Below are 20,168 nucleotides of genomic sequence, written 5' to 3'. Positions count from 1 at the left end.
TATGCACTAAAAGTGTGAATGTGTCCCGTCACCTCGGTAATGTCCCACTCCGAGACGACACATCCCCCGAGGGGAGCAGGCGCATGGACATCACCACCATTACCGACGTGATACGCCGACCACCGGATCGCCCAGGGGACGTGTGGCGTCCCGGCGACGCCTGGCTCGCGGGAGGAACGTGGCTGTTCTCAGCGGAACAACCCGACACACGTCGACTCGTCGACCTCACCGCGCTCGGGTGGACACCACTGGAGGTCGGCGCGACTCATTTCAGTGTCGGAGCTACGTGCACCGTTGCCGAACTGTATGCGTTTGTCCCGCCGGACAATTGGGGTGCGAGTCCACTTATTCGCGTCAGCTGCGAGTACTTCCTCTCGTCTTTCAAGGTGTGGAATTCGGCCACCGTAGGCGGGAACATCTGTATGTCGCTTCCCGCCGGACCGATGATCACCCTGGCAGTTGCACTCGAGGCTACTTTCACGCTGTGGGCCACCGCCGGAACAGTGAGGACCGTCGACGCGTGCGACTTCGTGACCGGTGACCACCAGAATGTCCTGGAGCCGGGCGAAGTTCTTCGGAGCATCGAGTTCCCGGTGCACGCGCTCACCAAACGCCACGCCCACCGCCGCTTCAGTCTCACGCACCTCGGCCGTTCGACGATCTTCATGATCGCGACGCAGACTCCGGGAGCCGACGACTTTCACGTCACCATCACCGCCGGCACTACGCATCCGATACGGCTGACGTTCGACACGATGCCGGACGAGCACTCTCTGCGACGAGCTGTCGACTCCATTTCGGCCGACAGTTGGTTCGACGATCCCAACGGAACCCCCGACCACCGCCTGCACCTCGCCCGTCACTACGCCGACGAGCTCCGAATCGAACTCACGGGGAGCCAGTCATGAGCTACACGGTGAACGACCGGAAGTTCGACGAGGAACCGTTCCCGGGACAGTGTCTCCGGACGTTTCTTCGACACCTCGGACACCACGGGGTGAAGAAGGGTTGCGACGGCGGGGACTGCGGGGCGTGCACAGTGTGGCTCGACGGAGCGCCGATACACAGCTGCATCACGCCCGCCTTTCGCGCCGACGGTCGCGCGGTGACCACGATCGAGGGACTCGGTACGCCCGAAGATCTCCATCCGATTCAGCAACAGTTCCGGGATGCACCCGGCTTTCAGTGTGGGTTCTGCACCGCCGGAATGATCATGACCTCCGCGGCGCTCACCGACGCGCAGAAAGAAGACTTGCCGCGAGCGCTCAAGGGAAACCTGTGCCGCTGCACCGGTTACCGATCCATCGAAGACGCGGTCAACGGTGTCGGCGCTGTCGAAGTTGCCCTCCCCGGACAGGCGGTCGGGACCAGCGTCGGGGCGCCGGCGGCCACCGACGTCGTGACCGGCCGAGCCGAATACACTATGGACACCGCGATCGACGGCATGCTGCACCTGAAAGTGCTGCACTCGCCCCACGCGCATGCACGCATCACCTCCATCGACACCACCGAGGCGCTCGCCGTCCCCGGTGTCCATCGCGTGTACACCTGGAAAGACGTGCCGCGCAAGCTCTTTACAACGGCAATTCATACCGACCACCTTGTTGATCCGGACGACACGTACATCCTCGACAACGTCGTGCGGTTCGTGGGTCAGCGGGTGGTGGCCGTCCTCGCCGACTCCGTCGTCGCTGCGGAAGAAGGCCGTCGGAAGGTGAAGGTCGATTACGAGATCCTGCCTTCCGTGTTCGATCCGGAAGAGGCCATGGCCGACGGCGCTCCAGCCCTGCACGGATCCGACGATCCCTTTGTTCGAGATCCCGAGCACAACATCCTGCTCGAACTTCACGGTCACGTGGGCGACGTCGAGGCCGGGTTCGCCGAGGCCGACGTCATCCACGAAGGCACCTACTTCTCGCCGCGAGTGCAGCACGCACATCTCGAGACGCACGGTTCGATTTCATGGATGGAAGACGGACGCCTTCACGTTCGCACGAGTTCGCAGTCCCCCTCCATCGCCAAGGTCAAACTCGCCCATCTCTTCGACCTCCGCCCGGATCAGCTGCGCGTGTTCTGCAAACGCGTGGGCGGCGGGTTCGGAGGAAAACAGGAAGTGATCAGCGAAGATCTGGTGGCGCTCGCCACCCTGGACACCGGTCGTCCCGTCTGCCTCGAATTCACCCGAGAAGAAGAGTTCACCACCGCGTCACCGCGTCATCCGATGAAACTCACAATCAAGCTCGGAGCAAAGTCGGACGGGACACTCACCGCGTTCCACTATCGCAACGTCTCGAACACCGGTGCATACGGAAACCACGGCGGAGAGACACTCTTTGCCGGCGGCGCGGCAGTCTCGCTCTATCGCTGTGCGAACAAGAAGTTCGATGCGTATTCCGTGTACACCAATAACGTCCCGAGCGGCGCTTTGCGTGGGTACGGGATGACTCAACCGGCCTTTGCCGTGGAATCGGCCATGACCGAATTGGCCATCGCGCTGAACATGGATCCGCTCGAACTGCGTCGACGCAATATCGTCCGACCTGGCGATTCACTCGTCGCACTCGAAGACGGCCCAGACGACGTGATCTTCACCGAAGACGGACTGGGGCAATGCGTCGATCTGATCGACGCAGCGTTGAAGCGCCAACCGGTTCCCTCGCTCGGAGACGATTGGCTGATCGGCACCGGTACTGCCAGTTCACTACATGAGACCGCGCCACCCACCGAGCACATTTCCGAGGCTTGGCTCACCCTCGGCGAAGACTGTGTATACGAACTTGCTATCGGCACAGTCGAATTCGGTGAGGGAACTTCTACGGCCCACGTGCAGATCGCCGCAAATCAGCTGGGCACAACACCGTCACGTGTACGAATCATTCAGTCGGACACCGACCGAACCGGTTTCGACACAGGCGCTTTCGCCAGCGCCGGCCTGTTTGTCGCTGGGAACGCGGTACTCCGCGCGTCGAATGCGCTCCGCGATCGACTACTGGCCTTCGCCGCACATCACACCGGCGTCTCGATTGACCTGTGCTCGATGGACGACGACAAGATCGTCTGCGGTAGTACTCGATTAACACTGCAAGAGTTACTCGAGGCTGCACGCCCGCGCGGGATCCGATTCACCGAAGCACGGAAAGCGTACGGGTCGCCGCGCAGCGTGGTGTCCAACACTCATGGCTTCCGGATCGCCGTCCATCGCATCACCGGCGAGATCCGCATCCTCTACAGTGTCCAAGCCACCGACGCTGGGGTGATCATCAATCCGGCGCAGGTGCGGGGACAGATCGAAGGTGGCGTCGCCCAGGGCATCGGCTTCGCACTCACCGAGAACTTCCACGTAGACGCAAACGGCGCGATGACGAACCCGAATCTACGTAACTACCGGATCCCGACCTATGCAGATGTCCCACGCACCGAGGTGATCCTCGTCGAGTCATCAGACTCCGTCGGCCCACTCCGCTCCAAGGGCATGGCGGAGTGCTGCATCAATCCGGTTGCCCCTGCTTTGGCGAACGCACTGCAGGATGCCACCGGGTCACGATTCCGGTCACTACCGCTCACCCCGGAACGCATCTACTCAGGCCTGAACCGATGACCGCGAACACGTCGGCGGACAGCGCCGCTACGGTCATCATCGGCCAGCGAGTGCGTGCCGGACTGGAGAAAGAATTCGAGGTCTGGCAGAAAGATCTCAACCGGGCGGCCGCAGATTATGCAGGCTTCCTCGGGGCAGAAATCGCGGCTCCGACGCCCACCCAACCTGATTGGGTGATCGTGTACCGATTCGACTCCATCGCTCATGTTCAAGCGTGGATCAACAGCGCGACGAGGCAGGACTACCTCGACAGCGGTCGTCAGTTCTTCGACGGCCCGGCCACGCAGCAGGTAGTGAGCGGCGGGATCAGGCCTCCGGACCCACTGCTGACTGTCGTAGTGACGCACCGAGTAGGTGACGACAGTATCGACGAGTTCCTTGCCTGGCAGGATCGCCTTCGGGAGGTGGAGAGTGCTTTCGACGGATTCCGCGGCACCGAACTGTTTCGCCCAGTCGACGGTGTGCAGGATGAGTGGACCCTGCTGTATCGCTTCGACAATGCTGCCCATCTCGACACGTGGCTGACTTCCCCTGAGCGACAACAGCTTCTCGCCGAGGGTCGCAAGTTCCACGACTTCGAACTGCGAACCGTGGACAATTCGTTCGGCAGTTGGTTTGCCTTCGACGAGAACGGAAACGAGGCCCCTCCACCTTCGGAGACAAAAACCTCGATCGCGGTCTGGGTCGGTCTCTACCCGACTGTCGTCTTGCTAACTTTGGCGCTGTCACCGCTGAAGCTGCCACTCTGGCTCGGATTGTTGATCGGCAACCTGTTGTCGAGCTTCATCATGAGTTTCTTCACGATGCCGTACTACGTGAATCGGCTCCTGCACCGTTGGCTGCGTCCACCTCCAGGGATTCCTGTCGCAAAAACCAACGCGCAAGGGGTGGCGATCGTCGCTGCCGTGACCTTGTTCTGGGTGGTCGTCTTCTATCTGGTGACTACTCAGTTCTGGTCGCTGCCCTGAGCTCTCCAGAACGCGAAATGCCAGCGCATGTACCGGGGCATGATTCTTCCCCGGTGCATACGCTGGCATTTCCAGTTATGCCCGTTCAGGCGGCCGTCGGTGGGCTGTTCCCGCCGATCGGCTGCTGATACGGATCAACCGACATCGGCGGATAGAACACCGACTTCCGATCCGGTCCGATCTCCACCCGCCACTCCGTGTGGTGCATCGTCCGATGATGATGACCGCACAACAAGATCAGGTTGTCGAGATCTGTTGGGCCACCATCGTTCCAGTGAACAATATGATGGGCATCGCACCACCCCGACGGCGTCCCGCATCCCGGGAACGCGCACCCGCCATCCCGAACTGCCAACGCCCGCCGCTGCGGAACAGTCGCTGTTCTCGCTTCCTTGCCGCAGTCAAGCGGAACACCATTCTCATCCAGGAGGATCCGGGTGACGGTGCAGTCGCACGCCAACATCCGTGCGGTGTCGATGCTGATCGGGCCCACCCAATCCGTCCACGCGAACCCGAGTTCCTCCGTCGACGGCAGCAGGTCTTTCAACGCTTGCAGATCCGTCAAGTCCTTCGCCGACGCAGTCACCGTGATGTGCGGTTTCACCCCGCCTTCGACCGGGCCCAACCCCGCCCGCTCATACCGGCGCAACAGTTCGCAAAACCCGTCCGCCCGCCGTAATGTAGGAGTACGGGTGTCCTTCACGCCGTCCTTCACCGGTGTCGGAGCCGACAAACTCGACAACAACGTGATCAGACGGGCCCCGTTCACAGCATCCAGATCGCCCTTCACCGTGACCCGCCCGTACAAGCCTTTCGAGGCGTAGAACTCGTTACGCTCCGAATCTTCCCCGACCGGAACACCGTCCTCGCGTTTTCCGTACTGCTTCTCGATCCGCCGAATCGCCGCCCGCACCGCATCACAATCCGCGATGTTCTTCGACGCCAGACCAAGCAGAATCCCGCGAGCCTTGTCCACATCTGCCAGAGTCATGTTCTTCGGTGGATGCTGACAAAACGACGCCACCTGACGGGCTTTCAACGCATCCACGTCACCCCGGTGAAACGCATCGCCGACAACGGGTTCGAGCATCAACAACCGCGCCAACCCGACCAGCAGACTGCACTCACCGATCTCGAGATTCGTCGAACCATGCAACCACTGCGCGATCGCCCGAAAACCCTTCCCCCCGAGAACCTCACGGGAAAACATTTCCACGATCAACAACACCATCCGCGACTGCAACTCGTGTCGGACACGCACCAGATCCAGAACCTCACTCTTGAGGCCCTCGCCATCCAGCTGCCACGCTTCCCGACTGTCCATACTCAAAGTCTAATCGAACATACTTTCGAGATCCAGAGACATAACGGACAGGTTTCAAGAAACATCGAACTCGAGACCGGTTGATATATAACTACTTTCAGAAAATCTCAAAACCTGATCATCGACCACCGAGCGGCAGAACTCCCCCGCCGACGGGATAGGGCGGCAGCGTTCCCACAAGCGTCGGTGTCAATGTGGTCGCAGACGGATCGGCACGACCGAGAGTGAATTTCCGAACTTCGGCACCCGTTCCGTTGCTGCCGCTGACGAGGAGATCCGCGCCGGTAGTCGTGCTCGTCGTGGCCACTCCCACACCCGACCCTGGATCGGTGAACGGGTCGAAAGCTGCAACCTCCCGAAATGCCACGTCCGTCGAATGGTGATCTGGACTCTCGAGGTACATCTCGGGTGCACCGTCGAGCCTGGATCCACTCGAGAAGACGCGGATTGATCCGTCTCCTCCGAGCATGCCTGCCACTATCGACTTTGCGCCGCCCTCGGCGCCGGCCACCCAACCCGTCGACAGAGACACCCCGTCGCGGTAGCCCTGGTCGAAGGCCAAGAACTGTGATGTCGTTACCGGACCATCCGTATGACCTGCGTGTTCATCGGAGTCGCCCTGCGCAGCCGCCGTCGGTTCGTACAGGTCGTAGCGGAACGTCTTGATCAACGGCTCCTCGCCCGCACCGGGTGCTGTCACGATGCTCGCTCGACCGGAGTGACTGTCGACCATTCCGGTTGCGAACATGACTCCGCTACTCGATCCCGGGTACGGCGAGAACGAACCGAATTCTGCGGGTGCGGACCTCTTGTCCGCCGGAAGGTCGGTGGAGTAAATCTTGACCTGCGACTCCATCCCCGGGCCTGATGCAACGATGATGTTGTCTGCCAGTGCATTTCCGTCGATGTCGACACCACCGACGTTCACTCCACCGCGGAAACCCACATCGAAGGGCGCAAATCTTGCCAACTCGTCGGTGAACGGCACGCCGCCGACTGCGTTGTACGCCACCACTTCCGGAGCCGAGCCTGCCCCTGTTCCAGCGACCAGATCAAGCACCATGTCTCCGTTCACGTCCGCCATCGCCACACTCGGGGTGCCTTCGAACGACGGGAAGGGCGTCACAGCGGTGATCAGTTTGTCGCCGTTGGCATCGAATATCTGCACCTTTGCGGGCACGCCGGCCGAACCAGGTATCGCGACGGCATACGTCGATACCTCGGGAATCACGTTGACGGTAGCCATCAAAACGTTGTCCTCGTGATTGAGTCGGTGGCAGTGAATCACAAAGGTTCCGGTGTACTCGGTGAACTTCGTTCGCAACGTCACTGACGCAGGCTCGAGAGCATTCTCATTCTCGTCAGTCACCGGAGCAGGCACGTTTACATTGTCGATCCCCCAGGGCTGAACCCCTGTCGTCGTCCCTGCGACGGGATCAACGACTTCCATCACTTGGAAGTCGTTCACGTGAATATGCATCGGGTGTTCGTCGTTGTTGAGGTTCGTGATCTTCCATTCTTCAACGGAATTCAGCCGCGGTTGAATCAGCGGGATGTTGGGGAACGTGTTGTCGGCGAATTCGTAGGTGAAGGCCTTCGGATCGCTGTTGCTGGCCTTCTCGTTTCCGAACCCACCGGACACTGTGAGGTTGCGGGTCACGTCGGGCGTCATCGCTGCTGTATCCACGAACGAGGTGTAGGTATCGAGCTTCTGTCCGAACTCGAAGGGAGTCGTCTTCCCTTCGCCCTCGTCTGGCGTCGCGCGGATCAACTGCTGAGTCGGGAACGTGAAGAATCCGTCCGCGTAACTGATCACCGACGGGTCGACGGTGACGGTTCCGAGTTCGGCGGGCGGATTGTCGGTACCGTTGTTGGTATAGAGAATTCCCGGATTGCTCACCGGTTTCGCACCTTCCAGCGGTGGCATCTCCAGCACCAGATCGCCGGACTCCGGCATCGTCACGGCGATTGCATAGCGCGAGGCCGGCGGAATCACCAGCCTGGTTCCGTCCCCGTCCACGGGTGGCCTGACCTCGTCGAACGGGTTTCCGTCCTGCCCCACGATTGCGAACTTCGGATGGGTGCCGGTTGCGGTTTCCGTCAACGTAACCGGCATGTAGGCAAAGTCGCTGATGTTGGCAAGCACCCAGATCTCGGTCTGCCCCGGCTTCAGTTTCAGCGACGGCTGGAACTGACCGTTCACGGTGTACTGCACATCGCGTTGGTTGTCCGGCAGTGAGGGATCGGCCGGAACACTCGTCGATTCACCCACGAAGCTCTGCAGATTGCCTGGAACGAATTGATTCTGTCCACGATGATTGGCCGGGGACAACGGTCCCGCGTACCAGTTGGTGAAATACTGCGCGCCCTCGGTGGTGTCCGAGAAATTCACCGGAGCAAGGCTCGGACGGTACGTCCCGTCGGCTAATTCGGTACCGGCGGGTGGCGTCAACGTACTGACGAATTGGGGCCAGTTCGCGTCGTTGAGCTGCCGGCCCTTTCCTTTGCGGTCGAATACGAAGTTGTACTGCAGTGCCATATCGCGAATCGGAACGTCGTTTGCCGTCACGACAGGCAAATTCCCGTCCGGCCGGCCGATTTCCAGTAGCCCGGCCAAGCCCATGTACGTCTGCTGGGCGGTGAGGGTGTGCCGGTGACTGTGGTACCAGTAGAGACCGTTCGGCATCGTCCCCGGAATCGCGTAGTCGTACACGTTTCCCTGGCCGGCGGGAATGTTGAGCAACACGTTGTCCGCATTGCCGTCCGGACTCACGTGCACTCCGTGCGTGTGCAGATTCAGCGGAGCCGACGTCAGCGCCGGCGGATAGATCGGCACGTCCCCGCCCGCCGGTGTGAATGCCGGATCGTAGAAGTCCTCGATCGTGAGATCCTGCAAATCGTTGTCGTAATGAATGATCAATCGCTCTCCGGGATTGACGCGGAGAGTCGGCGCCGGATAGACGTCACTCGCCGAGGTCGATCCGTCCGACGCCGTACCGCGGATGACCTCGTACCCGAAGAGCAGAAAATTCGACACGGGCGCCGAAGCGGTATCGAGCGGAATCACTCCCTGATGAGCGGACAAGCGCACCTCGAGAACACCATCTCGGCTACTCAGTTTCACCGGCTCCCGGTAGTCGACGGCGGTTCCGTCCGAGCCGTAGTTGGCGCCCACCTCGGGCGCCGATTCAGCGGACGTACACGCGGCCAACGCCATCGTCATGGACACCACTACTGCTGCGGCTAACGACCTTCCTCGCAGTGCGATCACTGGTTTCCCCGTTCCATGGTGGCGTGAGATACGTCCGATCAGCGCTCATCAGCCTATCGAGAAAACATCGGCTGAACAGTACATTCACGACAAATTGCCCACCTAGTGCCCGCTCGAGCGCTGCACCTTGCAAGCAGTCTCAGCAAACCGATCAGAAATCGAGAAGCACAGCCAAGGGGCCCGCAATTACGTTGAAACACATGAACACACCACAGAAGTCCACTTCCGACCACACGTCGTCAATCCACACATCAGCAGGGAGCGCCCGGATGACCACCGCGCAATCCGTGATCCTCGACGTACCCGACCTCGTCGCAGCCGAAGCCTTCTACAACGCTCTCGGCGTCGGAGATCGAATCCAGCTACGCGAATCGAACGAACCGACAACCGGGTTTCGTGGGTACACCCTTTCGCTCGTCGTCTCCCAACCGAACATCGTCGACGCCTTCGTCGGCGCCGCACTCGCAGCCGGTGCCGCCGTCTTGAAGCCGGTGAAGAAATCCCTCTGGGGATACGGCGGAGTCCTTCAGGCTCCGGACGGTTCGATCTGGAAGATCGCCACGTCGTCGAAGAAGAACAATGAACCCGCCACCCGCACAATCGACAGCCTCGTGCTGCTGCTCGGCGCCGAAGACGTCAAGGCCAGCAAGCAGTTCTACCTCGACCACGGCCTCGAGGTGTCGAAGAGCTTCGGCCGCAAGTACGTCGAATTCACCAGCGCAGCAAACAATGTCACGCTGGCACTGTACGGCCGAGGCGCCCTGGCAAAGGACGCCGGGCTCGCTCCCGAGGGCACCGGATCGCACCGAATCACCATCACCGGTGCGTCCGAACCCTTCGCGGATCCTGACGGTTTCGCCTGGGAAAGCACCCATTCCTGACGCAGGCGGTGTCTCGAGAACACGCCCGCCCGACTCAGGACATCCGACGAATCCTCTCCAAGTTGTGCGACATCAACGGACCAACGGTCTCGAGAGCGGCGGGCGAGGTGATGTCCCAGTGAGTGCACTCGACGGGGTGATTCACGATATCCCCGCTGACATACGCACGCCATGAATCGACTCCACGGTTCAGCCATGGATCATCCAGCGCTGCAGTGAAGTACAGCACGTCGCCATCGAAGATCCCCGGCTGGTGAGCCTGCATCAACGTGTCGTTGTGCCGGGCCGCGAAGACAAGCCTGCCGACATCTTCCGAAGTCAACTCGCCCATGGCGTGCGCGAACTCGAGTCCCATGTCCGCGTCGTCGTCAGCGTCCGAACCTTCACCGTCTTCAGCGGCATGGGCGAAGCTGTCCAGCATCACCAACGAATCGACCGACTCGCCCGCTGCCTGCAATAGCACCGCCATCGAGTGTGCGATCACGCCACCGAGCGACCAACCGGCAAAGTGATACGGACCTTCAGGCTGGATTTTTCGAACTTCCTCGAGGTACCTGGCGGCGGTGAACTCGATGGACTCCGGCAGCGGATCCGCGGACGAGACTGCTGGAGTTTGGATCCCGTACATCGGAGTCGCCGAATCGATGTACGGCGCCAAGCCGGCATAGCTCCAGGCCAGGCCGACGATCGGATGGACGAAGAACACAGGCGGCCGATCACCGGTCGTCCGAATCGGGAACACGACGTCCAGCGCGCCGGAAGATTCTTGTCCGGAGTCGACACGAATCGCAATCGACGCCGGAGTCGGCTCGGTCATCAACCACTGCAATGGGATCTCGCGAGCAAGCGACATCCGCAGTTTGGTCACTACTCGCATCGCCGACAGTGAGTTCCCACCGAGTTCGAAGAAGTTGTCGTCGGCGCCGACGTCAGCGATCTCGAGGACCTCCGAGAAGGCAGTGGCCACAGCGATTTCCGTAGGCGTGCTCGGCTCCCGATACACGATCTTCGACGCAAAATCAGGGGTCGGCAATGCCTTCTCGTCGACCTTTCCTGTCGGTGTCGTCGGCACCTTGTCGATGAAGACGACAGCGCTAGGGATCATGTGACGTGGCAAGAACTCGGAGACAAAGGCGACGACCTGATTCACCTCCGGCGCAGTCCCCGGCGTCGGCACGACGTACGCGACCAACGCGGTGTCCCCGGACGGTGTCCTCTTGCCGCGGGTCATGGCCACATCCACGTCCGGGTGTGCGTGCAGGGCCGAGTCGATCTCCCCGAGTTCGATGCGATGACCACGAATTTTGACCTGAGTGTCGGTCCTGCCCCGGTACTCGATGGTGAGTTCGGGTGTCCAGGCGGCAATGTCGCCCGTGCGATACAGACGATCACCCGGCCGGCCGTGCGGGTTGGCAACAAATCGGGTTGCCGTGAGCACAGACTGGTCATGGTATCCCCGGGCGAGAGCCGGCCCGGACACGTACAGTTCGCCCGGCGTCCCGATCGGCACCGGGAGCAGTCGCGAGTCGAGGATCAGAGTGTCGAATCCACGCACGGGTGATCCGATCGTGACTGGTTTGCCCGCGACGAGATCACCGACGGTGGAGATGTCGGTTGCCTCGGTAGGCCCGTACCCGTTGAGCATGGTTCGACCACGCTGCCAACGGTTCACCAGTTCGGCAGATACCGCTTCCCCGCCCACACCGAGAACCCGAAGCTCTTCGAGCCCTTCCGGTTCCATCGACGTCAACATCGCCGGAGTGATCAGTGCGTGAGTGACCCGACGTCCGATCATGAACCGAGACAACTCTTCTCCGCCCAGGATGGTAGGCGGTGTGACGACCAGAGTCGCCGCCGCGGAGAGCGCCGACATCATTTCACCCACCGACATGTCGAAGCTCGGCGAGGTGTTGTGCAGGAATCGTGAGTGCGAGTCGACGCGATAGTGCTCACGACGCTCGGCGGCAAGATTCGCGAGACCACCATGCGTGACCACGACGCCCTTCGGTTTGCCCGTGGATCCGGACGTGTAGATCATGTATGCCGGATTGTCGATGCGAGCCGCTCCCGCGATACTCGACTCGGGTAGCTCTTGGATCGCGGTTTCGAGTGCGTCCAGATCGAGCCAGCGCACCGAATCGGGAAGTTGATTCCCACCTCGGCTGATGCCGATGACAGCACCGGAGTCTGTGATCATGTGTTCGATCCGCTCAACCGGATAGTCAGGATCGACGGGCAAGTAGGCGGCGCCGGTCTTCGTCACTGCCCACACCGACATCACGGACGCTGCCGATCGCCGGAGTGCCACGGCTACAAAGGTTTCCGGACCGACTCCGTGATCGAGCAGGATGGACGCAAGGCGGTTCGACCAGGCGTCCGCTTCACGGTATGTCCACGCACGCCCGTCGGCCCAGATCGCGATTCCGTCGGGGTTCTGTGTGACGGCGGAAGCGATGAGATCAGCCAGGGTTGCGCTGGGCGCAGCCGGCAGGCCCGATACCGGGACAAGCAGGCGACGCTCGTCGGGCCCCAGAACATCCAGGTTTCCGGCAGCGGTGTCCGGCAACTCCACGAATGCACGCAGGATCCGAAGCATCCTCTCGCGCAGAACCTCGATCGTCGGCGCATCGAAGACATCCTGCTGATACTTGAGCGTGAATGAGATGCCGTCATCAGCGACAACGGTAAGTGTCAACGGATAGTGGGTCGCATCGTCACCGGTGATCGCAGTAACCGTCATGCCGTCGATCGAGCTCCTTGCAGCGATACCTTCCGTATCGACGGGGTACGACTCGAAGACGGTCAACGTGTCGAAGTCAGCGACATTTCCGACGCTCTTGACGATCTCCGTCAGTCCGAGTTGGTGGTGCTCGAGAAGCGCCGCCTGTTCTGCCTGCAGCCGTGAGAGCAAGGAACGCAACGACTCCGCTGGGTCGATCGTGACCCGGACGGGCAGCGTGTTGATGAACAGGCCGACCATCGACTCGACATGATCGAGCTCGGGAGGACGACCCGACACGGTTGCACCGAACACGACATCCGTTCGACCCAGCTGGCGCGCCAGCAGGATTCCCCAACCGGCCTGCATCATGGTGTTCAATGTGACGCCGTTGTCGGCGCTGAAGGCACCGAGCTGCTCGGCGAGTTCGGGCTCCACCTGAGTCACAACCGACTCGACGGTGCCGGCACTCGAACCAGCAGACCCTTCCCCGGCGAGCAGGGTCGGCTGCTCGAGCCCGGACAGCGCCTCGGCCCACGCCAACTCGGATTCCGCAGCGTCCCGAGAATTCAACCAGGACAGGTAATTACGATAGGACGCTGCGCGGGGAAGCACCGACTCGTCGCCGTGCGTTGCGTACAGAACCATCAGGTCCTTCATCAGAAGCGGCATCGACCACCCGTCGAGAAGAATGTGGTGCAGTGTCACTGCAAGCGCGTGTCGACCGGGATCTCGTGTGATGAGCGTGAACCGAAGCAATGGCGGTGTTGCCAAATCGAAACGCTCGGATCGATCGCGCGCGAGGGTTCGCTCGTAGACAGCTTCGCGCTCACTCGCAGGCTCGGCACCGAGGTCGACCACACGCCACGGGACATCGACCTCACCGAGAACGATTTGCGCGAGTTCGCCGGACAGATCGGCGACATAGGCGGTCCGTAGGTTGTCGTGACGGTTCAGCAGAGCAGTCACGGCCCGGTTCATTCGTATCGGATCGACAGTTCCTGTCAGCTCCAGAACCATCTGGGTCTGATAAACGTCGGCAGTGTTGCCGGCGAGCAAAGAGTGGAAGGCAAGTCCGTGCTGCAACGGCGACAGTGGCCAAATGTCACTGACCAGCGGATACCGGTCTTCCCAGGCATCGATGTCCTCTTGAGAGACCGTCACCAACGGAACGTCGGAAGGCGTCAGGCCTCCCCCAGCGCCTCTGCCGACGTGGGAGACCAGGCTCCGCAGCGCGCTCGCCCAGTACTCCGCCAAGCCTCGGACGTCCGCTTCGGTCAGGAGGCGTCCGGCGTAGGAGAACGTCGCGGACAACTCGGCATCACCCGAAATATCTGTGACTATCGCGTTGATGTCGAGAACTGCGGCGGCAGGCATGTCGGGGTTTCCGGGGCCTTCGATGTCACCGACATCCACGGACGGAGTCCACCCCAAATCGGCGAACTCCTCCGGGACGTTGCCGGCAGACACGCGACCGAGGTAGTTGAAACTGATTTGCGGCATGCCTTCCGGCAGTGGTGTACCCGGGTCGCTGCCGGTCATGTCACTGCCGGACATGTCACTGTCGGTCAGATATCGGAGGACCCCGTAGCCGATGCCACGACCGGGCACGGCGAGCAGTTGTTCCTTGACCGACTTGACGGCCCGACCCGCCGCGACGCCGCCGCGCATGGCGTCGTCGATGTCGAGCGCACCGAGTTCGAGGCGCACGGGATAGACGCTGGTGAACCAACCGACGGTACGCGAGAGGTCAGCACCGGGTGCAGTCTGCTCTTCTCGCCCGTGACCTTCCATCTGGATGAGCGTCGATGTGGTGTGCACGCCTCGTTCGCGACGCCACCGAGTGACTGCAAGCGCCAGAGCTGTCAGCAAACCGTCGTTCACGCCGCCACGGAACGCGGCCGGAAGCTCGGTCAGCAGTGCCTGAGTCGTCGACGCGTCGACGCGCACCTCGATGTCGCGGACAGTTGCGACCAGATCGAGCGAGGGGTCGAAGCGCGCCGATCCCAGATCCGGGTCCTCGCCGTCGACGATTGCCCGCCACGTCGGCAGGTCTGCCGTCGCCCCAACTGCACTGTCCTGCAGCGCATGTGCCCAGCGACGCATCGACGTGCCGACAGGTGCCAGCTGCGCCGGCGCACCATTGGAGATCTGTGCCCACGCGGTCATGAAGTCCGGCACCAGGATTCGCCACGACACTCCGTCGACGACCAGATGGTGCATCACGACGAGCAGTCGCCCGGTCACCTTTTCCGCGTCACCCACCGGCGCGAGCCAGACGCACGCGAACATCACACCGCCGCGCGGATCAAGTTCTCGTCGAGCCAGTTCCACTTGGGATCGTGCCAATTCGGTCAAGCTTTCCGCGCTGTCGACGGCAGCGGGATCGAAGTCGACCTTCCGCACACGTGCGGCCACGTCCACGCTTCCGGGCTCGGCCACGTGCAAAGTTTTGCTGTGCAAGGTCGACCGAAGCATGTCGTGGTGATCGACGACGGCGGCCACCGTGGCGACGATCCCCGCCTGATCGACGCCGACTGGCAGATCCAGTGCGATCGACTGTGAGTAGCGATCGAAGTGATCGGTGCTGCCGAGCACCATGCGCATCACCGGCGTCAGCGGCAACTCTCCGACACCGTTGCCCGGCAGTTCGGCAAGTACCATCTGCGCCGGCGCGTCAGATCGCAAAACGACCTGTGCCAGCGCGGCAACAGTCTTCTGTTCGAAGACGTCTCGTGGGGTCATCACGAGACCACGAGCCTTCGCTCGGGAGACCAGTTGGATGGATGCGATGCTGTCGCCGCCGAGCCCGAAGAACGAATCGTCGACGCTCACCGCCTCGACACCGAGCAGATCTGCGAACAGCGAAGCGAGGATCTCTTCCGTCTCGGACGCGGGTGCTCGATAGCGCAGCTTCGACGCGGAGAACGTCGGAGCGGGAAGAGCCTTGCGGTCGAGCTTTCCGTTCACGGTCACCGGTAGAGCGTCCAGCACGACATACGCGTCGGGCACCATCGGTCGTGGCAGCGCGGACTCCAGATAGCGCCTTACGGACTCGGTATCGATCACGCGCCCAGCTTGCGGCACCAGGTATGCCGCCAGCCGCTTGCCCAGTGCAGTCTCGACGACAAGCACCACGGATTGCGCGATCTCGTCGCATTGTGTTGCTACCGTCTCGATTTCACCGAGTTCGATGCGTTGACCTCGGATCTTGACCTGACTGTCGATCCGTCCGCGGTACTCGATGGTGAGATCCGCCGTCCAGGCAGCGATGTCACCGGTCCGGTACATGCGCTGTCCAGGATCACCGTGGGGATCGGCGATGAATCGTGTTGCGGTGAGAATGTGTTGGTTGTGGTAACCGCGAGCCAAAGCGGGCCCCGCCACGTACAGTTCACCAGGCGTACCGATCGGCACCGGTCGCAGTCGAGTGTCCAGGATCAGGGTCCGGAATCCGCGCACAGGTTTACCGACCGTGACAGGTTGTCCCGCTTCGAGGTCTGCAACTGTGGAGATGTCGGTCGCCTCGGTCGGTCCGTAGCCGTTGAGCATCGTTCGCCCTGGCTGCCAACGATCGACAAGTTCAGCGGATACCGCTTCACCGCCCACACCGAGAACGCGAAGATGTTCGTGGTCGTGGGGGGCGATCGTGCTCAGAACGGCCGGGGTGATCAGAGCGTGAGTGACTCGTTGCGAGTCCAACAACTCGGCCAAGTCGTCACCACCGATCGTGGTCACCGGAACGATCACCAATGTTGCTGCAGCAGAGAGCGCGGAGATCATTTCGCCGACAGCCATGTCGAAGCTGGGTGACGCGGTGTGCAGGAACCGGGCGTCGGACGTGATCTGGTAGTGCTCACGCCGTTCGGCCGCCAAGTTGGCGAGACCGGAATGAGTGACAACCACGCCCTTGGGCTTGCCCGTCGAACCCGACGTGTAGATCATGTACGCCGGATTGTCGATCCGCGCCAGCGGCCAGCTCGCGCTCGCCGGGGCTGCCGCCAGTTCTTCGGCGATGTCCTCGAGGACCAACCATTCGACGTCGTCGGGCAGGAACTGACGCTGCTCGGCGATCGTCACACCCAACCTCGCTCGAGAATCTTCGAGAATGTGGTCGATGCGATCGGCCGGATAGCTCGGGTCGACCGGCAGATATGCGGCACCCGTCTTGGCAACCGCCCAGACTGCGAGGACGGATTCGAGCGATCGTGGAAGAGCCAGCGCAACAAATGTTTCCGGTGTGATGTCGCGTCGCAGCAGGACGTGAGCGAGGCGGGTCGAGAGTTCGTCGGCCTCGGTATAGGTGACGGCGCGGCCATTCCACAGGAAGGCGATCCCCGTTGGATTCGACGAGACCGCAGCAAATATCAGCTCGGACAGAGTCGCGGGATGCGCCGCCGTAAGTCCTCGCACCGGCACCAGTAGGTTCTGCTCGTCCCGATTCAGAACGTCGATATCCCCGATTACTCTCGCGGGATCCCGCGTCAGCTGCTCGAGCATCGTGACGAATCGGTCGGCGAACGACGCAGCCGTGGAACGGTCGAACAAATCTGTCGCGTAGGTCAGCGAGCCACTCACCGCTACCGACTCGGTGTCTGCGCCGCTGGTAGATTCCGTGGTCTCGAACAACGTCAAGGCAAGATCGAATTGAGCTGGAGTGACGTCGAATTCGACGGCGGACACCCGCAGATCAGGAAGCTCGAACGTGGCGTCTTCGATATATTCGTAGGCAAACGTGACTTGGAACAGCGGTGTGTGAGCCTGTGAGCGAACAGGTTGCAGAGCGTCCACCAGTCTCTCGAAAGGCACATCGACGTTGCCGAACGCACTCAGATCTCGGTCACGCACCTGGTCGACCAACTGCGCGAACGTCAGTGCGGGGTCGGCATCCGTTCGCAGGACGACCGTGCCGACGAACATTCCGATGAGATCCTCGAGCGCCGCTTCGCCTCGTCCGGACACAGGCGTGCCGACGACGATGTCGGTGCTCGCCGACACTCTCGCCAACAGTGCCGCATACGCGGCGTGAATCACCATGAACACACTTGCGTTGTGGTGATCGGCGATCTCACGAACGCGATCCATGATCTCGGACGCGATGTCGAAGCGAACCATCGCACCGTTCTGGGTGGCCACCGCCGGTCGCGGTCGATCGGCCGGAAGCTCGAGCAGTTCCGGAATCCCGTTCAATGTTGATTTCCAGTAATCGATCTGAGTCGATGTGATGCTCTTCGGGTCAGCCTCGTCACCGAGGAGCACCCGCTGCCACAGCGCAAAGTCGGCATACTGGATCTCCAGCGGCGCCCAGAAGGGGGCCTGGCCGGTCAACCGTGCCGAGTAGGCGATCATGACGTCGCGAGCCAACGGCGTCATGGACACGCCGTCCGCACTGATGTGATGCACCGACATCACCAGTACATGCTCGAATTCCTCGACGCGGTACAACTTCACGCGAATCGGCACGGAAGCAGTGACGTCGAAACCTTCGGACATGACCTCGAGTATGCGAGTGTCGAGGTCGCCACGGTCGACGTCGATCGGGCTCAGATCGAACTCGACGTCCTCGGGTGTCAGGATCACCTGGACGGGGCCGTCACCGTTGTCGGGGAACACTGTTCGCAGCGACTCATGGCGCGTCAGAACATCACCGAAGGCGCCGCGAAGCGCCGGAACGTCAACGGTGCCGGCGAGTCGGATGGCCAACGGGATGTTGTATGCCGCAGATTCGACATCGTACTGATTGAGGAACCACATCCGATTCTGTGCAAGTGAAAGCGGGATCTGCTCCGGACGAGTCTGGATCTCGAGGGCAGGCCTGTCGGCACGCTCTGCATTGTCCAGTGCTACAGCAAGTTCCGCCACAGAGGGGTGATCGAACAACGTGCGAAGCGGCAACGCGGTACCGGCGTGTTGGTTGATGCGGCTGACAAGTCTGGTCGCATTGAGCGAATTACCACCCAACTCGAAGAAATCATCATCGACACCAACCCGCGACTCACACCCCAAAACCACCGCAAAAGCAGCAGCCACCACCAACTCCGAAGCAGAACCAGGCGCCCGAAACACCCGCACACCGAAAACAGGCTCCGGCAACGCCTTCCGATCCAACTTCCCCGCACTCGACAACGGGAACTCGTCAACAACAACCACCACATCCGGAACCATGTACGACGGAAGCACCAACCCCACCGCAGCCCGCGCCCCCACCGAATCCACCGAAACTTCCGCATCGACCGAGGACCCAGCCGTCACATACCCGACCAGACGACTCCCCCCATGCACCACCACCACAGCACCCGAAACACCCGGCAACGCACCCAACGCCGACTCGATCTCACCGAGCTCGATCCGCACCCCACGAATCTTCACCTGGAAATCCGACCGACCCAAATACACCAAAGACCCAGCAGCACTCCACAACACACGATCACCCGTGCGATACATCCGAGCACCCACCACAAACGGATTCGCCACAAACCGATCCGACGTCAAATCCGGACGCCGATGATAACCACGAGCCAACTGCGCACCATCGAGATACAACTCACCCGCAACACCCACCGGCACCGGACGCAACCGCGAATCCAACACATACCCACGCGTATTCCACACCGGCGTCCCGATCGGCACCACCCCCGACACCGAACCCACAATCCGATGCGCCGTCGTCGTAATCGCCGCCTCCGTCGGACCGTACGTGTTATGCACCGCAGCCGACGTCAACGAACCCAACGCCACCGCAAGCTCCGGCGACAACTCCTCACCACCGGCAAACAAATGCCGCAACGAACCCAACGCACCACCAAAACCATCAGCCACCAACGCCGCAAGCACCGACGGAACGAACTCCGCCACCGAAATCGCATGCTCGACCATCACACCCGCAAGATAATCCAACTCACGATGCCCACCCGGCCGCGTCACCACCAACCGCGCACCCACCGTCAACGGCAAAAACGACTCCCACACCGACACATCGAACGTGAACGGCGCACGCGCCATCACCCGATCATCAGCACCCACCCCGTACTCCCCCGCCAACCACGCCAACTGATTGACAATCGCCCCATGACTGACCGACACCCCCTTCGGCCGACCCGTCGAACCCGACGTGAACATCACATACGCCGCATTACCCGACCGCAACGGCGCAACCCGATCACCATCAGAAACCCGACCACCCGAAAACCCACCCACATCAAGACCATCGAGAACAACAACATCCACACCCACAGGCAACACACCCACAAACGCAGAAACAGTCAACACAAGCTGCGGCGCAGCCGAATCAACCACAAACCCGATCCGCTCCACCGGCAACTCCGGATCAATCGGCACATACGCACCACCCGCAGCAACAACCGCATGCATCGCCACGATCATCTCCACCGAACGCTCCACCGCAAG

The 20,168-nt window shown here is 61.5% G+C and carries 7 protein-coding genes (1 of these 7 running past the window's edge); 4 read left to right on the top strand and 3 right to left on the bottom strand.

The genetic code is table 11. The annotated features are described in order from the left end of the window. The first annotated feature begins 83 nt into the window (after positions 1 to 83). From EEB12_RS27605 to EEB12_RS27595, 3 genes are read left to right on the top strand one after another with little or no spacing between them, the layout of a single operon-like run. On the top strand, positions 84 to 908 hold the full coding sequence (locus EEB12_RS27605) for an FAD binding domain-containing protein (RefSeq protein WP_021333613.1): 825 nt from the start codon (positions 84 to 86) through the stop codon (positions 906 to 908). Beyond that, positions 905 to 3,598, top strand: a complete 2,694-nt coding sequence (locus tag EEB12_RS27600) for a molybdopterin-dependent oxidoreductase (protein WP_046378654.1) — start codon at positions 905 to 907, stop codon at positions 3,596 to 3,598. Before EEB12_RS27605 ends, EEB12_RS27600 begins: the two co-directional genes overlap by 4 nt. Next, positions 3,595 to 4,566 (top strand): antibiotic biosynthesis monooxygenase, encoded by a 972-nt coding sequence (locus tag EEB12_RS27595; protein ID WP_029255495.1) that lies wholly within the window; start codon positions 3,595 to 3,597, stop codon positions 4,564 to 4,566. Before EEB12_RS27600 ends, EEB12_RS27595 begins: the two co-directional genes overlap by 4 nt. 85 nt (positions 4,567 to 4,651) lie before the next feature. Here EEB12_RS27595 and EEB12_RS27590 read toward each other — a convergent pair whose 3' ends face one another. Both EEB12_RS27590 and EEB12_RS27585 read right to left on the bottom strand, forming a co-directional pair. Beyond that, positions 4,652 to 5,890 carry an HNH endonuclease signature motif containing protein gene (locus EEB12_RS27590; protein WP_141488871.1) on the bottom strand — a complete coding sequence of 413 codons (1,239 nt, stop codon included), beginning with the start codon at positions 5,888 to 5,890 and terminating at the stop codon, positions 4,652 to 4,654. Positions 5,891 to 6,008: 118 nt separating this feature from the next. Then, positions 6,009 to 9,113 (bottom strand): multicopper oxidase family protein, encoded by a 3,105-nt coding sequence (locus EEB12_RS27585; protein WP_258537564.1) that lies wholly within the window; start codon positions 9,111 to 9,113, stop codon positions 6,009 to 6,011. 317 nt (positions 9,114 to 9,430) lie between these two features. Here EEB12_RS27585 and EEB12_RS27580 point away from each other — a divergent pair, with 317 nt between their 5' ends. Next, on the top strand, positions 9,431 to 10,042 hold the full coding sequence (locus EEB12_RS27580) for a glyoxalase (RefSeq protein ID WP_029255497.1): 612 nt from the start codon (positions 9,431 to 9,433) through the stop codon (positions 10,040 to 10,042). A 34-nt stretch (positions 10,043 to 10,076) separates the two neighbouring features. Here the strand turns inward: EEB12_RS27580 and EEB12_RS27575 are convergent, their stop codons facing one another. Beyond that, positions 10,077 to 20,168: the final stretch of a non-ribosomal peptide synthetase gene (locus EEB12_RS27575; protein WP_141488869.1), read on the bottom strand. The gene runs 21,744 nt beyond the window's last position; 10,092 of the gene's 31,836 nt are visible here — the last part of the coding sequence; its start codon lies beyond the right edge, outside the window; it ends in the stop codon at positions 10,077 to 10,079.

Source organism: Rhodococcus sp. WS1 (assembly GCF_003797745.1).
Classification (GTDB): domain Bacteria; phylum Actinomycetota; class Actinomycetes; order Mycobacteriales; family Mycobacteriaceae; genus Rhodococcus_F; species Rhodococcus_F erythropolis.
The sequence above is the reverse complement of the archived record's forward strand: the minus strand, read 5'-3'. Positions and strand labels throughout refer to the sequence as shown.